The sequence below is a fragment of the Micromonospora sp. NPDC005237 genome (genome assembly GCF_040607775.1).
GTDB lineage: Bacteria > Actinomycetota > Actinomycetes > Mycobacteriales > Micromonosporaceae > Micromonospora.
On record NZ_JBEXHJ010000017.1, the window covers coordinates 1 to 20,364 of the forward strand.

22 protein-coding genes and 2 pseudogenes are annotated in these 20,364 nt (G+C 70.8%); 12 read left to right on the plus strand and 12 right to left on the minus strand.

The features are described from left to right. From ABZT87_RS30175 to ABZT87_RS30185, 3 genes and pseudogenes are all read left to right on the plus strand, one after another. A pseudogene (locus ABZT87_RS30175) lies at positions 1-86 on the plus strand (IS5/IS1182 family transposase); the annotation flags it as partial. Then, entirely contained in the window at positions 83-922 is an 840-nt protein-coding gene (locus tag ABZT87_RS30180; RefSeq protein ID WP_355139796.1) for a hypothetical protein, read from the plus strand. The pseudogene ABZT87_RS30175 and the gene ABZT87_RS30180, both read left to right, overlap by 4 nt. 151 nt (positions 923-1,073) lie before the next feature. Next, a pseudogene (locus tag ABZT87_RS30185) lies at positions 1,074-1,280 on the plus strand (transcriptional regulator); the annotation flags it as partial. 126 nt (positions 1,281-1,406) lie between these two features. On the opposite strand, the gene ABZT87_RS30190 reads toward ABZT87_RS30185, so the two are convergent. The 4 genes from ABZT87_RS30190 to ABZT87_RS30205 form a co-directional block, all read right to left on the minus strand. Continuing rightward, a complete protein-coding gene (locus ABZT87_RS30190; protein ID WP_355139798.1) occupies positions 1,407-2,018 on the minus strand; it encodes a YdeI/OmpD-associated family protein in 612 nt (203 codons plus the stop codon). Positions 2,019-2,180: 162 nt separating this feature from the next. Further along, complete coding sequence (locus ABZT87_RS30195; RefSeq protein WP_355139800.1) at positions 2,181-3,455, minus strand: cellulose-binding domain-containing protein; 1,275 nt, start codon at positions 3,453-3,455, stop codon at positions 2,181-2,183. A 386-nt stretch (positions 3,456-3,841) separates the two neighbouring features. Then, entirely contained in the window at positions 3,842-4,432 is a 591-nt protein-coding gene (locus tag ABZT87_RS30200) for a hypothetical protein (protein WP_355139802.1), read from the minus strand. Positions 4,433-4,440: 8 nt separating this feature from the next. Then, positions 4,441-4,932 (minus strand): YcxB family protein, encoded by a 492-nt coding sequence (locus ABZT87_RS30205; RefSeq protein WP_355139804.1) that lies wholly within the window; start codon positions 4,930-4,932, stop codon positions 4,441-4,443. A gap of 90 nt (positions 4,933-5,022) precedes the next feature. Here ABZT87_RS30205 and ABZT87_RS30210 point away from each other — a divergent pair, with 90 nt between their 5' ends. The 3 genes from ABZT87_RS30210 (at position 5,023) to ABZT87_RS30220 (ending at position 7,263) form a co-directional block, all read left to right on the plus strand. Then, on the plus strand, positions 5,023-5,547 hold the full coding sequence (locus ABZT87_RS30210) for a hypothetical protein (RefSeq protein ID WP_355139806.1): 525 nt from the start codon (positions 5,023-5,025) through the stop codon (positions 5,545-5,547). Positions 5,548-5,564: 17 nt separating this feature from the next. Further along, entirely contained in the window at positions 5,565-6,770 is a 1,206-nt protein-coding gene (locus ABZT87_RS30215) for an MFS transporter (protein ID WP_355139808.1), read from the plus strand. A gap of 64 nt (positions 6,771-6,834) precedes the next feature. Beyond that, positions 6,835-7,263 carry a hypothetical protein gene (locus ABZT87_RS30220; RefSeq protein WP_355139810.1) on the plus strand — a complete coding sequence of 143 codons (429 nt, stop codon included), beginning with the start codon at positions 6,835-6,837 and terminating at the stop codon, positions 7,261-7,263. Between the two features lie 78 nt (positions 7,264-7,341). Here ABZT87_RS30220 and ABZT87_RS30225 read toward each other — a convergent pair whose 3' ends face one another. Both ABZT87_RS30225 and ABZT87_RS30230 read right to left on the minus strand, forming a co-directional pair. Then, complete coding sequence (locus ABZT87_RS30225) at positions 7,342-7,812, minus strand: VTT domain-containing protein (protein ID WP_355139812.1); 471 nt, start codon at positions 7,810-7,812, stop codon at positions 7,342-7,344. Further along, a complete protein-coding gene (locus ABZT87_RS30230; protein WP_355139814.1) occupies positions 7,809-8,402 on the minus strand; it encodes a CDP-alcohol phosphatidyltransferase family protein in 594 nt (197 codons plus the stop codon). The genes ABZT87_RS30225 and ABZT87_RS30230 overlap by 4 nt, the downstream gene beginning before the upstream one ends. A 141-nt stretch (positions 8,403-8,543) precedes the next feature. Here ABZT87_RS30230 and ABZT87_RS30235 point away from each other — a divergent pair, with 141 nt between their 5' ends. The 3 genes from ABZT87_RS30235 (at position 8,544) to ABZT87_RS30245 (ending at position 11,290) form a co-directional block, all read left to right on the plus strand. Beyond that, positions 8,544-9,647 (plus strand): sensor histidine kinase, encoded by a 1,104-nt coding sequence (locus ABZT87_RS30235; protein ID WP_355139816.1) that lies wholly within the window; start codon positions 8,544-8,546, stop codon positions 9,645-9,647. Further along, a complete protein-coding gene (locus tag ABZT87_RS30240; RefSeq protein ID WP_355068519.1) occupies positions 9,644-10,291 on the plus strand; it encodes a response regulator transcription factor in 648 nt (215 codons plus the stop codon). The genes ABZT87_RS30235 and ABZT87_RS30240 overlap by 4 nt, the downstream gene beginning before the upstream one ends. 117 nt (positions 10,292-10,408) lie before the next feature. Further along, entirely contained in the window at positions 10,409-11,290 is an 882-nt protein-coding gene (locus tag ABZT87_RS30245) for a fructosamine kinase family protein (protein ID WP_355139818.1), read from the plus strand. Between the two features lie 27 nt (positions 11,291-11,317). On the opposite strand, the gene ABZT87_RS30250 is transcribed toward ABZT87_RS30245, so the two are convergent. The 3 genes from ABZT87_RS30250 to ABZT87_RS30260 form a co-directional block, all read right to left on the minus strand. Beyond that, the gene (locus ABZT87_RS30250) at positions 11,318-12,445 is read right to left on the minus strand and encodes a glycosyl hydrolase 53 family protein (protein WP_355139820.1); all 1,128 of its coding nucleotides are present in this window, start codon (positions 12,443-12,445) and stop codon (positions 11,318-11,320) included. Positions 12,446-12,469: 24 nt separating this feature from the next. Beyond that, positions 12,470-13,630, minus strand: coding sequence for a cellulose binding domain-containing protein (locus tag ABZT87_RS30255; protein WP_355139822.1), 1,161 nt, complete (start codon positions 13,628-13,630; stop codon positions 12,470-12,472). 147 nt (positions 13,631-13,777) lie between these two features. Next, entirely contained in the window at positions 13,778-13,948 is a 171-nt protein-coding gene (locus tag ABZT87_RS30260) for a hypothetical protein (protein WP_355139824.1), read from the minus strand. Positions 13,949-14,165: 217 nt separating this feature from the next. Between ABZT87_RS30260 and ABZT87_RS30265 the strand changes: the two genes are divergently transcribed. After that, a complete protein-coding gene (locus ABZT87_RS30265) occupies positions 14,166-15,506 on the plus strand; it encodes a glycosyl hydrolase family 18 protein (RefSeq protein ID WP_355068512.1) in 1,341 nt (446 codons plus the stop codon). 70 nt (positions 15,507-15,576) lie between these two features. Here the strand turns inward: ABZT87_RS30265 and ABZT87_RS30270 are convergent, their stop codons facing one another. After that, entirely contained in the window at positions 15,577-16,677 is a 1,101-nt protein-coding gene (locus tag ABZT87_RS30270; RefSeq protein ID WP_355068510.1) for an NADAR family protein, read from the minus strand. Between the two features lie 239 nt (positions 16,678-16,916). Here ABZT87_RS30270 and ABZT87_RS30275 point away from each other — a divergent pair, with 239 nt between their 5' ends. Next, positions 16,917-17,744, plus strand: coding sequence for an SAM-dependent methyltransferase (locus ABZT87_RS30275; RefSeq protein WP_354861117.1), 828 nt, complete (start codon positions 16,917-16,919; stop codon positions 17,742-17,744). A 178-nt stretch (positions 17,745-17,922) separates the two neighbouring features. On the opposite strand, the gene ABZT87_RS30280 is transcribed toward ABZT87_RS30275, so the two are convergent. Beyond that, on the minus strand, positions 17,923-18,177 hold the full coding sequence (locus tag ABZT87_RS30280; protein ID WP_355068508.1) for a hypothetical protein: 255 nt from the start codon (positions 18,175-18,177) through the stop codon (positions 17,923-17,925). Between the two features lie 236 nt (positions 18,178-18,413). Between ABZT87_RS30280 and ABZT87_RS30285 the strand changes: the two genes are divergently transcribed. Further along, positions 18,414-19,319: a methyltransferase domain-containing protein gene (locus ABZT87_RS30285; protein WP_355139826.1), complete on the plus strand. Its 906-nt coding sequence runs from the start codon at positions 18,414-18,416 to the stop codon at positions 19,317-19,319. A 136-nt stretch (positions 19,320-19,455) separates the two neighbouring features. Here the strand turns inward: ABZT87_RS30285 and ABZT87_RS30290 are convergent, their stop codons facing one another. Further along, a complete protein-coding gene (locus ABZT87_RS30290) occupies positions 19,456-20,247 on the minus strand; it encodes a hypothetical protein (RefSeq protein ID WP_355139875.1) in 792 nt (263 codons plus the stop codon). Positions 20,248-20,364 lie beyond the last annotated feature (117 nt).

A 20,364-nucleotide genomic window follows, 5' to 3' on the forward strand; every position in this document is an offset into this window, starting at 1 on the left:
TGCGCTGCTGCCCACGCCGAGCGACCACGATCGTGCAGGCCATCCTCGTTCTCCACCGCGTCGAAGCCAACCGCTACGCAGGATGAAAAGGGCTCAGTGTTGGCGCGACTCACCGGACGGTGTGCAGTTCGTCGACAGCAGGCTCCCCGACCTGCCGGTCGCCACCTGCGAGCTCCAGGGCTACACCTACGACGCCAAGCTCCGCGCCGCGGAACTCGCCGACGGACCGTGGGCCGACCCTCCGTTGGCGCGACGCCTGCGTGGCGAGGCCGCCGATCTGCGCGAGCGGTTCAACCGCGACTACTGGCTGCCGACGCGCGGCGGCTACTACGCGATCGGCCTCGACGCCGACAAGCGGCCCATCGATTCGATGACCTCGAACATGGGCCACCTGTTGTGGAGCGGAATCGTCCCGCCCGATCGTGCCGCCGCGGTGACTCGGCAGTTGATGTCCGACGCGATGTTCTCCGGGTGGGGTGTCCGGACCCTGTCCACCGAGGACGTGGGGTACAACCCCATCGGCTACCACCTCGGCACCGTGTGGCCGCACGACAATTCGATCATCGCCGCCGGGCTCGCCCGGTACGGCCACCGGGATGCGGCCAACCGCATCGCGATGGCGATGCTCGATGCGGCGGCCCACTTCGACTACCGCCTGCCCGAGGCGTTCTCCGGGTACGACCGATCGTTCGGACGACGGCCCGTGCCCTACCCCACCGCTTGCAATCCCCAGGCCTGGGCCAGCGGCGCCCCTCTGCTGCTTCTGCGGTCGATGCTCGGGCTCGACGTCAGCAACGGCCATCTCGCCACCGATCCGCGCATCCCCGAGGCGTTGGGAAGCATCCGGCTGACCGGCGTCACCGTGCACTGCACGCGGCAGACCGTCGACGCCTCGGGTTCGCGCCTGCGCTCCTCCGCCTGAGCTGCGGGGCGCCGCCAGCGGGTCACGGTTTCGAGCTGCTTGACCGCAGGGTGGACAGCGTCGACCTCCGGCTCGGTCGTCTCCCGCCCGACTGCGACCTCCCGCAGCGACGTGACGGCCAGGCCACGCGCCACCGCCCGAGTTCGCGTTCGTCCGCGACGCCGTGGAGCTCAGCGACTCCGCCCTGTCGAAGCGGATCTCGACGTTGAGCGACGGCGGGTACGTCGAGGTCCGCAAGGGCTACGTGGGCAAGCGCCCGCGGACCTGGATCAACCTCTCCATGGCCGGTCGGGCGGCTCTGAGCGCCCACATCGCCGCCCTGCGCGACATCGCCGCCCGCGTGGACGGCGCCGACTGAAGGCCCTTTCGCCGCCCCCGGGGCCGTGGACAGCCAGTTGACCGTTCCGGTAGCCGTCGGGCCCGGTCCCGAGGACGACCGGTGGCAGGTACGACGCGCCGGGTCAGGGCCTGCGGAGCGCCGTGATCACGAGGTTGGCGCGCTCGGCGGCCTGGCCTTCTGCGGAGAGATGGTCTCGTGGCGGGCCAGCATGGCGACGAACTCGCCGATCTTGCGCTCGCGGGTCTCCGCCCGTTTGACGGCGTTGAGGCGGTAGATGAGCGCGAACCGGTTGGTCTTGGTGAGCACGTCGAACATGGCCTGGGCGGCGGGTTCGGCGGCGATGGCGGCGAGCAGGTCGGGCGGAACCTCGGCTTCCGACGCCGGGGCGTACGCGGCAGCCCACCGCCCGTCGGCCTTCGCGGCCTCCACCGCGGCGCGGCCGGTGGGCAGCATCCGTCCCTGCGCCTCCAGCCGGGCGACGTGTTCGACGTTGCGTTGGGACCAGACACTACGGGGTCGGCGAGGGGTGAACCGGATCCAGGAGGTCTGCTCGTCCCGTTTGCGGGCCTGCCCGTCGATCCAGCCGAAACACAGCGCCTCGTCGACCGCGTGCTGCCAGGTCAGCGTAGTGACCGTGCCGCCCTTCCTGGTCAGGGCGAGCCAGACGCCGGGCGACGTGGCGTGGTTCTCCGACAACCATGCGCGCAGCGCGTCGGCGTCCGCGACGATCAACTCTTCCAGTTCGGCGCTCGCCATGGCAGCAGGCTATCGGTGCGCTGTGACAGCGCCCTCGGCCGGTGGGACGGCCCGATCCGCCGGGCGGCCGGGACCAGCACCGGCGCAGCAGTCGGAGCTGGCCAAGGGTATGACACGTCGAGCGGGCCACACCCTTGACCAGAGCTACCGGACCTCGCAGGGTCAGCAGCCGATCCGGCTGGACCCGACCGCGACGTCGTCGTACCAGAGGGTGTCGGCTCCGTTGCCGTAGCTCTCCCAGCCAAGCTTCAGGTCGGTGAGCTGCGGACGCCAGGTGCGGTTGTACCACTGACCGTCGATGTCGTGCGTCGGTACTCCGTCCGCGGTCAGCCCCGCGATGGCCGTGCCGTCCAGCCAGGTACGCAGCTGACCGGCCGAGCCGTCCACCATGAACTCCAGGCAGGCCCACCGGTTGGTGGGAAGCGGGACGCTCTGCGCCACCCCGGCCGGGCTCTGCTCGGGCAGCGTCGCGTCGTCGGATGCGCGGTTCCACTGCAGGGCGCCGTTCTGGCCGCCCATCCGCAGGTCCCGGTTGCCGTCGGCGGCGTCGGCCATCGCCATCATCGTGGTGTGGTCGGTGGGCTGGGCGGTGGTGTGCCGTACCCAGATCCGGCCGTACCGCACACTGCCCACGCTGCTGAGGTTCTTGGTGGACCTGATGAAGACGTGGTTGCAGTACCCGGCTGCGCCGTTGATCCGGACCGCCCGGCTGCCGCTGTGCGTGGTGGCCGTGTCGATGGTGGCCGTGCCGGCGCCCGAACAGTCCGGGTTCACCACGGTCCAGTCGCCCGACGGCGTCGCGCCGGTCTGGTTCTCGAAGCCGTCGCAGAGCACCGCACCGGCGCACCCGGCCGGCGGCGGGGTGGTGGGCGGAGGCGTCGTGGGCGGAGGCGTCGTGGGGGGCGGGGTGGTCGGCGGAGGCGTCGTCGGCGGCGGGGTCGTCGGCGGCGGGGTGGTCGGCGGGGGCGTCGTCGGCGGGGGCGTGGTGGGCACGCCGGTCGTCGGGGTCGGGCCGGCGCCGTTGCACGGCACGCCGTTCAGGCTGAACCCGGTCGGCGTGCCGCCACTGGTGCCGTACGTGCCCTGCACGCCGAACTCGGTGGAGCCGCCGGCCGGGATGCTGCCGTTGTACGACATGTTGCGCGCGGTCACCGTCGATCCGGACTGGCTGACCGTGGCGTTCCAGCCGTTCGTGACGCGCTCGTCCCCGGCGTACCTCCAGGTGACGGTCCAACTGGAGACGGCGCTGTCGCCGGGGGTGACCTTGATGTTGGCGGTGAATCCGCCGGGCCACTGGTTGGGCGTGTAGTCGACCCGGCAACCCTGGGCGGCCGCGGCGGGGACGACGAGCAGGGCCGTTCCGGTCGCGGTCACGGCGGCGGCCAGCGCGGCGACGACCGCCAGGGTCGGGGCGGGGCGGGCGCGGAGAATCGTCATGAAAAGTCCTTCTGCCATCGAGCTGGGGAAATCGGCGCGGCAGCGCGCGTCCGGAGCGGACGCGGCGCGACAACGCGCCGGGTGCGGCGCGGCGATGCGCCACAGCGACTGGTCGATGCGTACGACCGACGTGCCCGGCTCGGGGTGGACCTGTCAGTCGCCGACGGCCCGGTTGCCCGGACCTCGGCGGCGCCCGCCCTCAATCTATTGACAGATTCCTATCGAATCAAGCGTCACGCTTCCGAGTGGGATCACGCCGCCCGCGCGTTATTCGGTGGCCGGGCCGACATCGCTGCCGGCTGGCGCATCAGCGGGTTGCTGCCGGGCGCCCCGACAGGGTTGACACCACGTGGAAAGCGATTCCCACGCTTCTCCGCTCGATCAGGTCAGCCCAGGTCGACGATGTCCACCGCGGGTGCGAAGTGGCGGACCGCCACCTCGAGACTGGGGCGGTGCAGCCGCCAGAAGGTCGCCGGCCGACTGTCGGCCAGAACGGCCGGCGGCACGTACGGGACCGCTGTCTGAACCAACCACCGCAGGCCGCGCGAGCGAGCCGAGCCGGGCAGCGGCGGCAGACCACGACGCCTCCGTAGGCCGACGTACGGAGTCGTGACCACACCGGTCTGCTGCGTCCACAGCACCACGGACTCGATGTCGGACCACGGCACCACAGCGGTGTGCGACGACGGCCAGGGCGGCACCTGGCCGAGGGTGACCCCGGCCGCGTCGACGCGAAGCGCGACACGGCGGCCCAGCACGGCGATGAGCCGCAGCAGCAGGTACGCGCCGCCGAGCATCGCGGCGAGGATGCCGGCGAACGGCTCGTCGCGGAACATCAGGACGCCCACGGCGACGAGGACCACGCTGACGGGCGCCAACAAGAGGTCACGGCGGGTCAGGCCGAACCACACCTCGTACACCTCACCCGGACCGACCGTGCTGATCGGGGCGGTCTCGCCGCTCGAGAAGGGTGCCACATTCACCCTTACCGGAGCAGCCCACGGTCGGCCATGAAGGCTCGCAACGTCTCGGCGTCCTCGGCGGACATCAACCACCGTGGGATCACGGTCGCCGGCATCCGGCCGACGTACACGATCCAGAAATCCGGGGTGTCCTGCACCTGGGCGACGCCGTCCCACGCGATACCACCGGACTCCGAGCCGCTGCGCATCATGATGTTGTCATCGGTGATGTCGTAGCCGCCCTCGACCGCGTAGCGACCCGAGCGCCGACGCGCGCGCCACCGCACCCACGGCAGGTACAGCATCGACAGCACGCCGCCCACGAGCATCGCCATCCACAGCGGCGCCGTCCGCTCGCCGGACGCGAACCCCCGCGAGACGACCAGACCGATCGCCCCCACCGCCGCCAGCACCGCGCCGACGTAGCTGTACCTGCGCAGCCGGACGCCGCCGAGCGTGGCCGCCACGCGACCCGGGTAGTCGGGATCAGCGGGGACGTCGAAACGGATGTGCACCCCAGAACGATAGTTCCCCAACCGCCCCGGGCACCGCCGGGCCGGCCGCCGGAGTTTCGCCGGCGGTCGCTTGCGGGTAGCGGATGGCGCATGAACCGCGATCTCGTCAGGGCTCTCCAGGTCGCATGGGAGCTGCCGGAGTTCCGCAGCGGGGTGCGGCACCTCATCGATCTCGACGAGGTGTCCGTGCTGCTGGCCACGCTGTCCGTCCCGGATCACGACGGCGAGGTCGAGCGCAGCCTGCTGGGCCTGCTGCGCTCCGGCCTGGAGACGGTCGAGATCCGGGAGGCCGTGCTGCTGCTGTTGGAGCAGGACGAGGTGCGCCGGCCGCTCGTCGCCGCGGCGGTGGAGCCGCTTGCGGCCCGACCGGGCCTGGCCGCCGCCATCACCTCGGCGACCGAGGACCCTGCGGTACGTCGTGAGGTACGGGCGGCCCTGGGCAGCGCCAAGGTGCGCGAGCTGATCTGGCAGGCGATGGAGAACCAGGTCAGCGACAACCGGTTCGGCCTGATCCGTCGGGCGGCAGTGCTGTTCGTGTGGCACCCGAGCGTCCGGCGCCTCGCGTGGGCCGTGCGCCGTCACGGCGTGCTGCGCGAACTCCGCCGCAAGCCGTAATCCACTAGCGTGGCGGGGTGGCAGCGTCCGGCACGGCACCGCCGCCCGAGATGAGTCGCCGGCTGACGTTCCTGCTCGCGTTGGCAGCGGGAGCGGCGATCGCCAACCTGTACTGGGCGCAGCCGCTGCTCAGCTTCATCGCCGGCGACCTCCGCGCCGCCACCGCGACGGCCGGCTGGCTCGTCACCGCGACGCAGACCGGGTACGCCGTCGGCGTACTGCTGCTCGTGCCGCTCGGCGACGTCCTGGACCGCCGCCGGTTCGTCCCGGTGCTGCTGGTGGCCTCGGCCGCCGCGTTGCTGCTGTGCGCGCTGGCACCGTCGTTCGGTGTGCTCCTGCTCGCACTGACCGTCCTCGGCGTCACGACGATTTCCGGGCAGGTCCTCACGCCGCTGGCCGGGGACCTGGCCGGCGACGCCCACCGCGGTCGGATCGTCGGTGTCGTCGGATCCGGGACCCTCAGCGGCATCCTCGCCTCCCGTACGATCAGCGGGTTCGTCGCCGGTGCCGCCGGCTGGCGTACGACCTTCGCCCTCGCCGCCGTCGTCTCCGTTCTGCTCGCGGTCCTGCTGTACCGCGCGATTCCACCGCTGGCGCCGCGCACCCGCCTGCCATACCCGCAGCTCATCGCCTCGGTCGGCGCGGTGGTCCTGCGCGAGCGAGCGGCCCGCTGGACGCTGGTCCTGGCCGCCACCGGGTTCGCCGCGTTCTCGCTGTTCTGGACGGCGCTGACGTTCCTGCTCAGCGGCCCACCGTTCCGATACCCGGTAGCGGTGATCGGGATGTTCGGACTGGCCGGCCTCGCCGGTGTCCTCTCCGGCCTGCGCGGCGGTCGTCTGCACGACCGTGGTTGGTCGCTTCCGGCCACCGGGGTGGCGTGGACACTGGCCCTCGGCGCCTTCGTCGTCGCGGCGTTCGCCGGCCGGTCCGTCGCGCTGCTCATCATCGCGATCATCATGATCGATGTCGCTCTCCAGACGCAGGCCCTCCTCAACCGGGCGCGACTGTTCGCCCTCTCCCACGAGGCCCGCAGCCGGCTCAACACGGCACTGGCGACCGGCAACTTCGTCGGCGCCGCCATCGGCTCCGCCGCCGCGACCACGCTCTGGGCCGCGGGCGGCTGGACAGCGGTCACCATCACGGGAATGGGACTCTGCTGCTTCGCACTCATTGTGTGGGCACTGGGACGGCGTGGCCCACTGGCGATCCGCCTCGCCGAGTGACTCGCGGCGGACGACGTTGGGCGGGGTGAGCGGAGGCCGCGGGTCACCCACTAGCGTGCGCGTGGTGGAGGCAGCAGGAGCCTTTCGCCGGACGGCGATCGAGCGATCAGACCAGCGCGTCGCGTGGGAACGGACCGACCAGGCCTTCTTCGCCGCCGGGGCCTGCCACATCCTCGCCTGGGTCTGTCGAGACACCTACCCGGACCGGTCGATCGAGGTGGCGGCGGTGCGCCTGGCGGGCGAGTTGCCGGTCTTCCACACGTACGCGGTCTGGGGCGGCTGGGCGTTCGACCATTCGGGCTGGAACCCGGAGCAGCAGGTCCTGGCGGTCAACGCGGCCTTCGAGGGCCACCCGCTCGAACGCGTCCCGATCAGCACCGATCTCGCCGAATTCTGCGCCGAGCACCACCACCGCATGCCCGACGGGTACTGGCGTGACCCGATCCCGCGGGCCCGTGCATATGTGGGCCGACATCTCCCGCCCTGGGAATGAGCGACCGGCAGTGTCGCGAGCGTGTCGGCGGGCACGGGTGAGCCGTCGTGTTCGTCGCCGCTCCCCCGGCGGCGGGGGTCAGGCCAGCGTCGCCGGCAGGACGAGGAGGGCGAATCGGATCACGCGCCCGAGAAGGCAGGCGACGGCGAACTCCCAGTGGCGCAGGCCCGCGGTGCCGGCGGCGAAGCTGACCACGGCCAGCGGTGGGACCCCGACCGCCGCGGAGACCAGCACGGTCGGAAGGGCGGTGCGGCGGCGCGAGAGCCAACGCCGGATCGGCCCGGTCCACCGGGCCGCTCGGGCCGCCGTACGACCTGACCCGCGTTGTCTCCTGAGCCGGCGGGCCAGCCGCCCCGTTCCGCGATCCGCGGATTCGAACAGGAGCAGCTTGCCGGCGGTCTGCCCGAGCGCCAGGGCGAGCACGGCGACGACAACGTGGCCGCCACGGTGCCCGGCGACCACCGCGTACGCCTCGGCGTTGACGACCGGAACGAGGGCCGAAGCGAGACCGTAACCGAGCCCCGCGACCGCCTCGGCGAGGCTGCTCACGCGTGGCCGTCCCGGTCGAGCAGCCGGGCCACCGCGGCGACCGACCACAGCTTGACCACGACGACGGCGACGGCGACGGCCAGCGCGAGCCGGTACTGCCCGAACGCGATGGCCCCGACGACCCCGGCGGTGTTGGCGGCCTTGGCCACCGGAGACCAGTTCCACGCCCACACCCGGCGGTCGACCAGGTGGAAGTAGTTGGGGCTGAGCACCGGCCAGCACAGGAACGCCAGCGACAGCATGGTGTCCAGCACCAGGAACGACAGCAGGAACACCAGGGCCACGACCGCGACGTCGGGCACGAGGGAGACCAGGCCCACGCAGAGTACGGCGGTGCACGCGCGATCGCTGACGATGTCGAGGACGGCCCCCGCCCGGGTCTCCTGTCCGAGCCGCCGGGCAGCCCAGCCGTCGAGCATGTCCCCGATCCAGTAGATGCCATACGCTACCGCCATAAATGCCACCGATCCCGCGACGAGCGCGGCGATCCCGACGGTGACCGCGGCGACCGTGCGGACGGCGGTGATGTAGTTGGGAACCGTGCGGAGAGGGCCGACACTGCTGGCGGCGCGGGAGTCGACGAGAGTCACCCCAGAAGCGTCATGCGGTGCGCCTCTCGGCGGAACGTGCCGTGGTGCCGATCCGCTCGCCGGGGCAGCACCGGGGTGCCGCCCGATCTGGTACCGAGGTACTGGTCAGTCTCCGAGCTGGTCGCGGAGACTGTTGAGGTGATGACCGACATCCGGGAATGGTTGCGTGACCCCGAGCGGGTGCGCGGGCTGGCGTACGCCTTGGCGGGGTTGATCATCGCTCTCGTGATCACGACCGCCGAGGGGGGCCTGTCCGTGCCGGCGGGCTGGGCGTGGCTGGTGGTGCCGGTCGGCCTCGGCGCCACGGCGCTGCGGCCCCGCTACCGCGCCCTGGTCTTCGCGGCCTGTGCCGGGTTCGTGGCGATCGTGAGCACCGGGGAGTCGGTGCAGTTGGGCCTCGCGGCCGCCTGCCTCGTGTTCCTCTCCAGCTGCGAAGACCCAGCCCGGCGTCCGTGGCTGGGGTGGCTGGCTGGCCTGCTCGGCGCGGCCGGCGCCCTCACCACCGCGCTGCTCACCGGGCGAGGAATGTACGAGCAGCCGTTCGTCTTCGTGACGGCCGGCTATGTCCTGGCGATCCTGTTGCGGTCGTGGTCCCGCGGCCGCGCGCTCACCCGGGAGGCGGACGACCTGCGCGGCCAGGCGGCCTGGCTCGAGCAGCGCACCAACCTGGCCCGCGAGCTGCATGACGTGGTCGGCCACCACGTCACCGCGATGGTGGTCCAGGCCGAGGCGGGCCAGCTCAGCGCCGACCCGGGGGCGGCGCTGCGGGCGATCGCGGGCAGCGGCCGCACCGCGCTGAGCGAACTGGACACGCTCGTCGTGCACCTGCGCGATCCGCACGCGGCGATCGCGGTGAGCGCGCCGCCCCGCCTGTCCGACATCGACGAGCTGCTCGCGCAGCCGCTGCGCCAGCAGGGCGTGGCGGTACGGGTACGTGTGGACCCGGAGCCGGGTCTGGACGAGATCGGCGTGTTGACCGCCTACCGCATCGCCCAGGAGGCCCTCACCAATATCGCCCGCCACGCGAAGGCCACAGCGGCCTGGATCGAACTGGTCCGCGTCGGCGACCACGCCCGTCTACGGGTCAGCGACGACGGCGTCGGGCCGCCCCAGACCCCCAGGCGCGGTTCGGGCCTGCTGGGCATCGAGGAGCGCGTGCGGGCGCGCGGTGGAAGCTGGGAGCTGACGCGGCGACCCGGCGGCGGCACCCTGGTGCAGGTCACCCTGCCGGTGGCGAACCCGTGATCCGGGTAGCGATCGTCGACGACCAGCAGCTGGTCCGCGACGGCTTCGGCCTGATCCTGCGGTCCCAACCCGACATCCATGTCGCCGCCGAGGCGGCCGACGGCCGGCAGTTCCTCGACGCCGTGCGTCGCGACCCCCGCATCGACGTCGCCCTCGTGGACATCCGCATGCCGGTGCTCGACGGTCTGCAGGCCACCCGCGAGCTGGCCGCGATCCCGCACGCCCCGGCCGTGATCGTCGTGACCACCTTCGACGACGACGCCTACGTCCTGGACGCCATCGCCTCCGGCGCGCGCGGGTTCCTCCTCAAGCGGTGCAGCGCAGCCGACCTGATCGCCGCGGTACGCACCGTCGCCGCCGGCGAGGCGATCCTCTCCGCCGAGGTCACCGGCGCCGTTCTCGACCGGGTACGCGCGACCGGGCCGGCCACCCGCGTGGACCTGGCGGTCTACCAGCTGACCCCGCGGGAGGCCGACGTGCTCGCCCTGATCGGTGCCGGGCTCAACAACAACGAGATCGCCGAGCGCCTCTTCCTCTCGATGAGCACCGTCAAGACCCACGTCACCAATGTGCTGGCCAAGACCGGCAGCCGCGACCGTGTGGGCGCCGCAATCCTGGCGATCCAGGCCGGCCTGACACCCTGACCCGTCGGCGGAAGCGGGCCGGAAGACGATCGTCGATCGTCGATCGTTCGGGAGGCCGGCATCCGCCACCTAGGATTGCGCGCGACGTGAACCGCCGCACCCGAGGAGTCGGACCTGATGCGCTCGACGACGGGTCTGCTGGAGCGCCTGCTCCGGCCCAGGATGCGCGACGTCGTCGCGGTGGAACCGGTGACGGGCGGGATCGCGGCGCTCGCGGGCATCGCCACCCGCCGGGACGCGCCGCCGGTGTTCGTCAAGGCCTTCGCCGACGCTCCGGCCGACGACGTCTTCGTCGCGGAGGCCGAAGGGCTGGCCGCCCTCCGCGATCTCGGGGGTGTGGCGACACCCGAGGTGATCCTGGCGGACCAGGAACTGCTCGTGTTGTCGATGCTGGGGCCGAGGCCGCGCAGCGAGGTCTTCTGGGAGCAGTTCGCGCACGTCCTCGCGCGCATGCACATGAGCACGACCCATCCTCGCTTCGGCTGGCACCACGACAACTGGCTGGGCCGTCGCCGCCAGATCAATACCTGGAATGACGACGGCTACGCCTTCTTCGCACAGCACCGGCTGCTTCGGTGGCTCGGGCAGCCGCGCGTCGAGGCGGCACTGGACGCGGGCGACCGGACGGCGCTGGAGCGGTTGTGTCACCGGCTGCCCGACCTGCTGCCGGACCGGCCGGCCTGCCTGACGCACGGCGACCTGTGGGTACAGAACATCCTGGCCACTCCGGACGGGCAGCCTGCGCTGATCGATCCAGCCGTGTCGTACGTGTGGGCCGAGGTCGACCTCGCCCACGTGTGGTCCACCTCGCCTCCGCCCGAGGCGCGACGGATGTTCGAGGTCTACGCGGAACTGACCTCGCTCGACAGCGGCTGGCAGGCCCGCATGCCGATCATCCAGCTGCGGCAACACCTCGCCGTGCTGGCCCAGTTCGACGACGACTGGGGCGCGGCCGACCAGATCCGCGCCGTCCTCGCCCCATTCCGCAAGCGATCCTGACCGCGGTCGCGCGCGTCGGGCGACGGGTCAGGGCGTCCAGCGCACGCCCGGGTTCACCCGCCCGGACCAGTCGAAGACGGCCATGTTGTCCCACTGGTTTCCGGTGCCGTTGATGTTGGCCGGATCCCAGCCGTTGCCCTTGACGGCGTACCAGGTCGGCTCCCAGTAGAAGACGCCGACGGCTCCCGCGTTGCGGGCCGTGTTCTGGACCCAGTCGAACTCCCGGGCCTGCCCGGACCAGGTCGCGCTGATGCCGTCACAGGTCGCGTCGCCGATGGCGTTCGGCTCGCTGTCCGCGTTGTTCCGGGTGAAGGGGTACGCGGTCTCCACGATCACCACCGGCTTCCCGTAGCGGCCGCGCAGGTCGACGATGTTGTTGTAGAGGTTCGCCAGGGTCCCGTGCCACATGCAGTAGTACGACAGGGCCGTGATGTCCCACTGCACACCCTGGGCGCGGATGCCGTCGTAGAACCATCGCGCGTTGGCGTTGCTGTCGGCGTCGGCGGTGTGGATCATCACCGGGATGCCGCTGCCGCACGCCTTGGTCGCGTTGTAGCCCTGCTTGAGCAAGCCGGCCAGCGGGGCGAAGTCGTTGTTGACGACCTTGCCCTCGTCCCACAGCATCCCGACGTTGATCTCGTTGCCGATCTGCACACTGTCCGGTGGGGTGCCCTGCCCTCGGAGGCTGGAGCAGACGTCGTAGGTGAAGGTGTAGACGTCGGTGCGCAGTTGACTCAGGCTGTGGCCGACCCAGGCGGCCGGCTTGTACTGCTTGCCGGGGTCGGCCCAGGTGTCGGAGTAGTGGAAGTCGATGAGCACTTTGAGGCCCTTCGCCCTGGCCGCCCTCGCCTGGGCCAAGACCTTGCTCTTGTTGTTGTAGCCGCTGATCGGGTTGTTCCAGACGCGCAGTCGGACGTAGTTGACGCCGACGGACTTCAGGATGTCCAGTGGGTCGCGGGCGACACCGCCGGCGTCGTAGTACCTGGCGCCCAGATCCAGGCTGCGCTGCAACGAGGAGACGTCGGCGCCCCGCATGCTGAGCGTGTTCGCGGCGGAGGCCGGCGCTGTCGTACCGCCGAATGTGGTCGAGGCGGCGAGGATGCCGGCCGTGACAGCCCCGGGCAGTGCTCTGCGGCGGCGGTGGGGTGTGCTCACGAGAATCCTCCAATGGGGACGCGCTCAGCCCACCGCGCAGGGAGCGCCGTTCAACGAGAAGCTGGTCGGCGGCGCGTCGCTGGTGCTCCACCGCCCCTGGACGCCGAAGCTCGCCGAGCCGTTCGGCGCGAGGACGCGATTCCAGTCGACGTTACGGGCGGTCACGGTGGCGCCGGTCTGGCCGACCGTGGCGTTCCACCCCGAGGTGACCTGCTGGTCTCCCGGGAAGCTGAAGGTGACGATCCAGCCGTCGACCGGTGCCGCCCCGGCGTTCTGGACCGTCACCGTGGCCACGAAGCCGCCGTGCCACTCGGACTGGTTCCGGTAGGTGACCCGGCAGGTCGAGGGCGGTGGGGGCGGCGGAGTGGACGTCGTGGGCAGGGCGACCGTGTTGGACGCGATCGACACGTTGCCCACCGCGTCCCGGGCCCGTACGTAGAACAGGTTGCGAAGCGGCGTCGACGGGGGTAGCGACGCCGTGTACGTCGTTCCCGGCACGGTGGCGATCAGCGTCGAGGTGAACCAGCCGTCGAACTGGTAGACGTTGTACCCGAGCACGCCGACGTTGTCCGTCGACGGCGACCAGGACAGCGTGGCGGTCGAGGCGGTCACCTCGCCGACGGCCAGGTTCTGCGGGGCGCTCGGCGGGGTGGTGTCCGGGCCGGTGTCCGTCACCGGGGTGACCACGGTCAGCGCGTCTGTCGAGGCCGAGCGGTGTCCCAGGCTGTCCCGGGCGGCCACCCGGAACGAGTACTGCTTGCCCGGCCGGAGGTAGTTGCTGATCGTGGTGGTGGTGACGGCCCCGACGCTGGCGCTGTAGATGACGTCGTCGAACGCCTGGTAGTACGTGATGTCGTAGCCGGTGACGGCGCAACAGCCCGGCCTGGCGGCCGTCCAGGTGAGGGTGACCGACCCGGTCCGGACCTCGCTGGCGGTCAGGTTCGTGGGCGCGCTCGGCGGGAAGGGCGAGGTGCTCGGCGTACTGGGCGCCGTGGTTGGCGTCGGCGCCGCGGGCCCGCCGGGGGCCGGGACGATTCCGGGGTACGCGGCCGGCGGCGCGGCCCCGGCGTCGGCTGCCGGAGCGGCGCTGATCGCGGTGGTGAGCACCGCCGTCGACACCACGACGGCGGCCAGCAGACCCGGCAGTAGGCGGCGGATCAGCGAGGACGGGAACACGCCTGTCATACGTCGACGATCCCGCCACGTATCGATGATCGCCAACGTATCTCACGCCTCGGTCGGCGACCATGCGCGGGGTCCCGCAACGCCGAGATCACCTGGGTCTACACGCTGACCCCCGCCTAGGGGTCGGACAGCGCTGCCGGACGACTGTCACGCCGGCTCGGGTACGCCTCCGGGCTCGCCGTCGTCGGGCATCGGTTCAGTCGGCGCGGCCGGCAGTTCGTTCGACGTACCGGGAAGCAGCTCTTCGGCGGTCTCCGGAACGGGCTCGCGAGGATCGAGGGGTGGATAGACGTCCGGATCGAGGTCAGGATTGGCCATCGGGGAAGTATCCAGCACGACAGTCGCCACCGCCTGTCGAGGCGGTCGCCGCGGCACCCGGGCACCGGTCCCCTCGGCGGCCCCGGACACGGCTGGGCGCCCCGGAGCCGCCGGCGTCGGCGACGACCCGCCCGCTATCTGTAAACAACCCTTGCTATTAAGCCGCACGAACGTCAATATGTGGAGGTCACGGGTCGCCGAAGCCGGAGAGTGAGCCATGAGAAGCCGTCGGATTTTCGCAGTGGTGGCCGGGGCGGCGATGACCGTCACGGCCGCCGTCGCCTTCGTCCCCAGCAGCATGGCGGCCGTGCCCTCGGCCAACGCCGTCGCGCTGGTCGCCTGCACCGCGCCGGCCTGGGCCGAGGGCACCACCTACCAGGCAGGCACCCAGGTCACCTACGGTGGCCGGCTCTACCAGGCTCTGGTCACCCACACCGCGTACCCCGGCGCCGGCTGGAACCCCGCCGCGACCCCGTCGCTGTGGCGTGACCTGGGCGCGTGCTCGGGAAGCACTCCGCCGCCCACCACGCCACCACCGACGACCGCGCCGCCCACCACGCCGCCTCCGACCACACCTCCCCCCACCACGCCGCCGCCAACCGGCGGGACCTGCGCGGTGAAGTCGCGGCCCACCGGCAAGGTGTTGCAGGGCTACTGGGAGAACTGGGACGGCGCCTCGAACGGTGTCCACCCCGGACTCGGCTGGATCCCGATCACCGACAGCCGGCTCAACCAGCACGGCTACAACGTGATCAACGCGGCATTCCCGGTGATCCGCTCAGACGGCACGGTCCTCTGGGAGAACGGCATGGACGCCGGCGTGAAGGTGGCCACCCCGGCCGAGATGTGCCAGGCCAAAGCCGCCGGCGCCACGATCCTGATGTCGATCGGCGGGGCCGCCGCGGGCATCGACCTGAGCTCCACCGCGGTCGCCGACCGGTTCATCGCGACGATCGTGCCGATCCTGACGGCCTACCACTTCGACGGCATCGACATCGACATCGAGACCGGCCTGACCGGTAGCGGCAACATCAACACCCTGTCGACGTCGCAGGCCAATCTGATCCGGATCATCGACGGGGTGCTGGCCCGGATGCCCTCGAACTTCGGCCTGACCATGGCACCGGAGACGGCCTACGTCACCGGCGGCAGTGTGGTCTACGGCTCGATCTGGGGCTCGTACCTGCCGATCATCAAGAAGTACGTGGACAACGGCCGGCTCTGGTGGCTGAACATGCAGTACTACAACGGCAGCATGTACGGCTGCGCCGGCGACTCGTACCCCGCCGGCACCGTGCAGGGCTTCACGGTGCAGACGCAGTGCCTGAACAACGGCCTCACCATCCAGGGCACCACCATCCGCGTGCCGTACGACAAGCAGGTTCCGGGCCTGCCCGCGCAGTCCGGTGCCGGTGGCGGCTACATGTCGACGTCGCTGGTCACCCAGGCGTACAACAGTGTCCCCGGCATCAAGGGCCTGATGACCTGGTCGGCGAACTGGGACGGGTCGAAGGGCTGGACCTTCGGCGACAACGTGAAGCGCCTGCAGGGCCGCTGACCCGCAACACTGTCTCCTGATCACCGGCCCGGACCGTTCACGGGCCGGTGATCCCTTTCGGCGGGACCGGTTATCGGTGAGTCAGTTCCGACCGGACGAGTTCCAGCAGCCGTCCAATCCAGTTGGTGCCGCTCGAACTCCAATATTTCGAAGCCCAGTCGTTGTAGAGCAGCCGGGCGTCACCCGTGCCCAGCAGCGTTTCCGCCATCGCCGGATGGCGCTCGAACTTGTCCCGCAGCAGCGAGGCCATCACGCTCAGCCGCGCCGCCGGCCAGCCTGCCCGCCGGGGTGCCTCCTCGCCGACAGCCCGGGCGTCGAGGCCACGGACGGCCGTGGCGATCCGATCGCGCCATTCGGCGTCATCAGTGGACAGCGCCCAGTAGGCGTGCATGACGCTCGCGTACTCCCGGCCGCCGTGTATCACCGCCGCCGGATAGTCGATCTGCAGGACCTCGAGGCCCGCAGGGTCCGGCCAGCCATGCGGATAGACGTGCCCGCCGATGGTCAGCGGGACGGTTGTCTCCGGTCCGTCCGCCACCTGCTGTGTCCGGGCTTTGGCGATACCAGCCTCGCTCCTGCGGAAATAGTCGAGCGCCTGCTTCCGGGCCTCGGGGGTCACCGTGAGCATGTGGCCTGAGCGCCTGGCCTGGATCGTCTCACCCACTTCAGCGAGCAGGATCCGGACCGGGACGTCGTTCTGGTCCATGTCACCGAGCATGTAGATCCGGCGGTGTTCGGGCACCGCGTGATACAGCGCGCGAACGATTTCCAGGTTTGCCCCGGTCGGCTCCGCGGCGTACACCAGCAGTGCGTTCCAGCAGCGCCGGGAGGAATCCGGCCGGTTGTTGAGAAGGTCCACCTCGTCGGCGAGTTCGCCGATCACCAGCTCCGGAGTCAGCCACGACTCCAGTGCCGGCACGGATCCTCTCGCCGTGCCGCTGATGATCAGCGAAGAGCCCTCGGGTGGCGTCAGGGTCAGCGTTCCATCGTCGAACACAGCGCGAAGGCCGTCGAGATCAGTTGAACCGTATCGCCAGAGGACGACGCCGTCCGCGAAAACGCCGAGCGTGCTGAGTGCGTAGTGATCACCTTTGTTGACGAAGATGAGGCGTTGCCGCCCTTCGATGACATCGCCGCCGACTACGCGCGACGTCGAAGTGCTGTACGGCATGTCGGCGAGCCTAACGGGACGCGGCGCCGGGTCCCGGCCGACCGCCAGCAACATGACCGTGATGGCGCCGGGCCTACCGCCAGCCGGCGTCGCTGAACGAGTGTGCTGGTCACGGGACGGTTCGCTGGGAGCGATACCAGTCGGGGTAAAATTCAACCCTTCCGATCGCTAGACTCGCCGCAATCCGGCACCGCCCGCAGACCTCAGACTGCGCCCGTCCCGATCGAATGGAGACGCCTGTGACCCGCGACAAGGCGGCACCCCCCGGCATCGACCCCAGCATTCCCAGCGTGGCCCGGGTCTATGACTTCTTCCTCGGCGGCAAGGACAACTTCGAGGTCGACCGACAGGTCGCCGAGCACGCCCTGCGGATCACACCGGATGGGCCGGCAGCCGGTCAGGCGAACCGGGCCTTTCTGCGTCGCGTGATTCGTTTCCTGGTCACCGAGGCGGGCATCGACCAGTTCCTCGACATCGGATCGGGGCTGCCCACCCAGGGCAACGTGCACGAGGTCGCCACCGAGCAGAACCCGAAGGCTCAGGTGGTGTATGTGGACAATGATCCGATCGTCCTGACACACGGACGGGCCCTGCTCGCCGCGGAGGGCACCGCGACGGTGATCCAGGCGGACGTCCGGGCACCACAGGAAATCCTCAACCATCCGGACGTACGTCGGTTCCTCGATTTTGACCGACCGATCGGGTTGTTGCTCTTCGCGATCCTGCACCACCTCGGTGACGACGAGGATCCGCGAGCGGTGGCGGCGGCGTTGATCGACGCGCTGCCCTCCGGCAGCTATGTGGCGATCTCGCACTTCCGCGACCCGGGTGAGCGGGACCCCGAAGGCTCCCGCAAGGCCCGCGAGGTCGAGCGGGTCTTCAACGAGTCGTTGGGCACCGGCCGCTGGCGTACGGACGAGGAGATCCTCTCGTTCGCCGATGGGCTGACGCTGCTGGAGCCGGGGCTGGTGCCGCTGGCCGAGTGGCGCCCAGAGCCGGGTACGCCCGCGCCGATGCAGACCGACACCTATCACACCTTCGTCGGGCTCCTCGCCCGCAAACCGTAGGCGTCGTTTCCGGTGCGGTCCGTCGGCGCGAACGCGTCCCGCCGACGGACCGCACCGCGTTGGTTCTTGACCCGGGCGAGTTGATGCCCCGCCAGTCTCCCGGACTCGGTGCTGCCCGCCACCTCCACGGTTTCCCGCGCACCACCAACGACGGTCTCGCGCCCAGCGCGGGAGCGGGTCATCCCTCGGCAGCGGGTTGGCTGTGCACCACCAGCTCGTCGATCTCCAACCGGCCGACGCGCAGCTCCCGCACGACCGCCCGGCGAATGGCTAGCCGCCCGATGACCAGCACCCCGACAGCCACGGCCCCGGCGGCCAGCGCCCCTACGGCGAGGGCACCGAACGACGCCACCCCCGCAGCTCGCGCGCCGGTAGCCACCGCGCCCGTCGCCAGCGCACCGTCGGCGCGCGTCCCGCTCAAACGCACGCTCACCCACCTCGGCACCACGCACCACGCCGCGGGCGACCTGCTCGCGGCGGTGGACGCGTGGCGCCGAGCACTGCAGCGATTCGGTCCGGAGAACCGCTCCGAGGTTGCCCACCTACGTGATCTCCTTCGGCTCGCCGACTCGTGAGCCCCCTGCGACTGGGCCGGTCGAGGCGTTGCTGTGTCTGGTTTCAGCCCGTGTCGCGCTGACGCCGTACACGATCGGGCGTGAGGATGTGGGCATGAGTTCATCGCAGCCCGTCGTCGATCCCGGGCCCGAGCCGTACACGACGGGCGGGCCGGTGAATACTGCGGGCGCGCAGGCCACGACCCCGTCGCCACACTCCCCGGAGCCTGCCCCGGATCACCGCTACCTGCTCGACAATGCCCGGCGCGAGGCGGGCGAGCGGTTCAGCTGGCTGGCCGAGCTGTTCGACGGTGTCACGCGTGGGCACCTCGACCGGCTCGGAGTGCGGGCGGGCTGGCGCTGCTGGGAAGTTGGTGCCGGAGGTCCCAGCATTCCCGAGGCCCTGGCCACGGCCGTCGGACCAACCGGTTACGTGCTGGCCACGGACATCAATCCGGCCTGGTTGGACCCGCAGGGCGGGTACGAGGTTCTTCGGCACGACGTCGTCGGGGACCCGCCGCCGCAGTCCGGCACGTTTGACCTGGTACACGCGCGGCTCGTGCTCGTTCACGTGCCCGACCGGGCCCGGGCGTTGGCGACGATGGTGGCGGCGCTGCGGCCCGGCGGCTGGTTGTTGGTCGAGGATGCCGACACCGAGTTGCAGCCGTTGGCCTGTCTCGATGAGGTCGGTCCGGCGCAGCGGCGTGCCAACCGGCTGCGGCGTGCCGTCCGGGAGTTGATGACGCGCCGCGGCGCCGACCTGCGCTACGGCCGTACGCTGCCGCAGGCGTTGCGCGCGGCGGGCCTGGTCGATGTGGCAGCGGCCGGCTGCTTCCCAGTCGGTGGGGTGGCCTGCGACCGGCTGGAGATCGCGACGGTACGCATGGTCCGCGCCGAGTTGCTCGCCGCCGGGCTGGCCGACGACGCCGAGATCGACGCGCACCTGGCCGCCGTCGATGCCGGCGAGCTCGACCTCACCCTCGCGCCGCTGATCTCGGCATGGGGACGCCGTCCAGGCTAAGCGGTCTGCCTGGACTGGTCGTACAAGGCGCTGAAAGTCGCGGCCGCGTTCGACTCGTCTGGGCGCTCGCCTTGCCAAACCGCGAGGTCGTACGTCATGAACAGCGAGTATGCCCGGCCGGCAAACGGCAATCGAGTCACCCGTCGCCGAGCTGTCTCGTCCGGCTGCAGCAGAGGATCGTCGCGTCGTCAGGGGCGACGTCGCCGCGAACCTCAGCCTCCCTGACCCAGCGGATGACCTCGCCGGGTCCGACCGTCCCCGCCAGGTGCAGCAGTCCCGCCCAACTGGTCAGTCTGAGGGTGTCCACCAGCCGGCTCACGCCGTTGCTCAGCAGCGCAGCAACGGTCATCTCGTCCGTTGGGCAGCTGCCGGTGATCGCCTCGTCCACCACCCGCGGGTCGTCCTTGGCCACCCAAAAACCGCCCGGGCTGTTCCGTTGTGCACGCAACTCCAGCATGAGTCGCCGGTACTCGTAAGTGCCCTCCGGCACGCCCTTCAGCCGGGCCTCCACGGAGCGGGCGATCATCACCTCGCGCGGATCGTGGGCGACGAAGGGATCGGCCCCGGTCCGGCCGATGACCGCCACGGCGTCTCCGAGGACCAGGTGCTCAACGAGACCATCCGAGAATCGGAGCATCGCCACGGCCGCGTAAGGGCTGATGGAATTCGTGACATCGCAGGTGTCGCGATGCTCGTCGGTGATCCGCTCAATGCTCTCGGCCAGCACCTCACGTAGGGTCCGGTCGTGGGACAGCGCGCCCAGGAGAGCACCGCCGAGACGGGTGGCGTACCAGGTAACGCCGTGATGGCAGACCTTCTCGGCGCCGGCGATGCCACCCGCGCCGTCAACCAGAACCATGCCGGACGGCACGGCACCGGCGAAGTCCTCATTCTTCCGCCCCGGGTGCCCCGCATCGGTGGCCATCATCACCCGCACCACCCGATCATCACACAGTCAATACACCGCGTCGGTCGACACCGACGGGCAAGAAAGCCTTTCACCGACGCACTGTCGTCGCCATCACCAGCATCCGCGCCTCTCGGC

What these genes read in the sequence shown, in the direction of transcription:
- ABZT87_RS30180 (WP_355139796.1), top strand. Translation starts at nt 83, where the DNA reads ATGAAAAGGGCTCAGTGTTGGCGCGACTCACCGGACGGTGTGCAGTTC.
- ABZT87_RS30190 (WP_355139798.1), bottom strand. Translation starts at nt 2,018, where the DNA reads ATGGCGAGCGCCGAACTGGAAGAGTTGATCGTCGCGGACGCCGACGCG.
- ABZT87_RS30195 (WP_355139800.1), bottom strand. Translation starts at nt 3,455, where the DNA reads ATGACGATTCTCCGCGCCCGCCCCGCCCCGACCCTGGCGGTCGTCGCC.
- ABZT87_RS30210 (WP_355139806.1), top strand. Translation starts at nt 5,023, where the DNA reads ATGAACCGCGATCTCGTCAGGGCTCTCCAGGTCGCATGGGAGCTGCCG.
- ABZT87_RS30235 (WP_355139816.1), top strand. Translation starts at nt 8,544, where the DNA reads ATGACCGACATCCGGGAATGGTTGCGTGACCCCGAGCGGGTGCGCGGG.
- ABZT87_RS30245 (WP_355139818.1), top strand. Translation starts at nt 10,409, where the DNA reads ATGCGCTCGACGACGGGTCTGCTGGAGCGCCTGCTCCGGCCCAGGATG.
- ABZT87_RS30255 (WP_355139822.1), bottom strand. Translation starts at nt 13,630, where the DNA reads ATGACAGGCGTGTTCCCGTCCTCGCTGATCCGCCGCCTACTGCCGGGT.
- ABZT87_RS30260 (WP_355139824.1), bottom strand. Translation starts at nt 13,948, where the DNA reads ATGGCCAATCCTGACCTCGATCCGGACGTCTATCCACCCCTCGATCCT.
- ABZT87_RS30265 (WP_355068512.1), top strand. Translation starts at nt 14,166, where the DNA reads ATGAGAAGCCGTCGGATTTTCGCAGTGGTGGCCGGGGCGGCGATGACC.
- ABZT87_RS30270 (WP_355068510.1), bottom strand. Translation starts at nt 16,677, where the DNA reads ATGCCGTACAGCACTTCGACGTCGCGCGTAGTCGGCGGCGATGTCATC.
- ABZT87_RS30285 (WP_355139826.1), top strand. Translation starts at nt 18,414, where the DNA reads ATGAGTTCATCGCAGCCCGTCGTCGATCCCGGGCCCGAGCCGTACACG.
- ABZT87_RS30290 (WP_355139875.1), bottom strand. Translation starts at nt 20,247, where the DNA reads ATGATGGCCACCGATGCGGGGCACCCGGGGCGGAAGAATGAGGACTTC.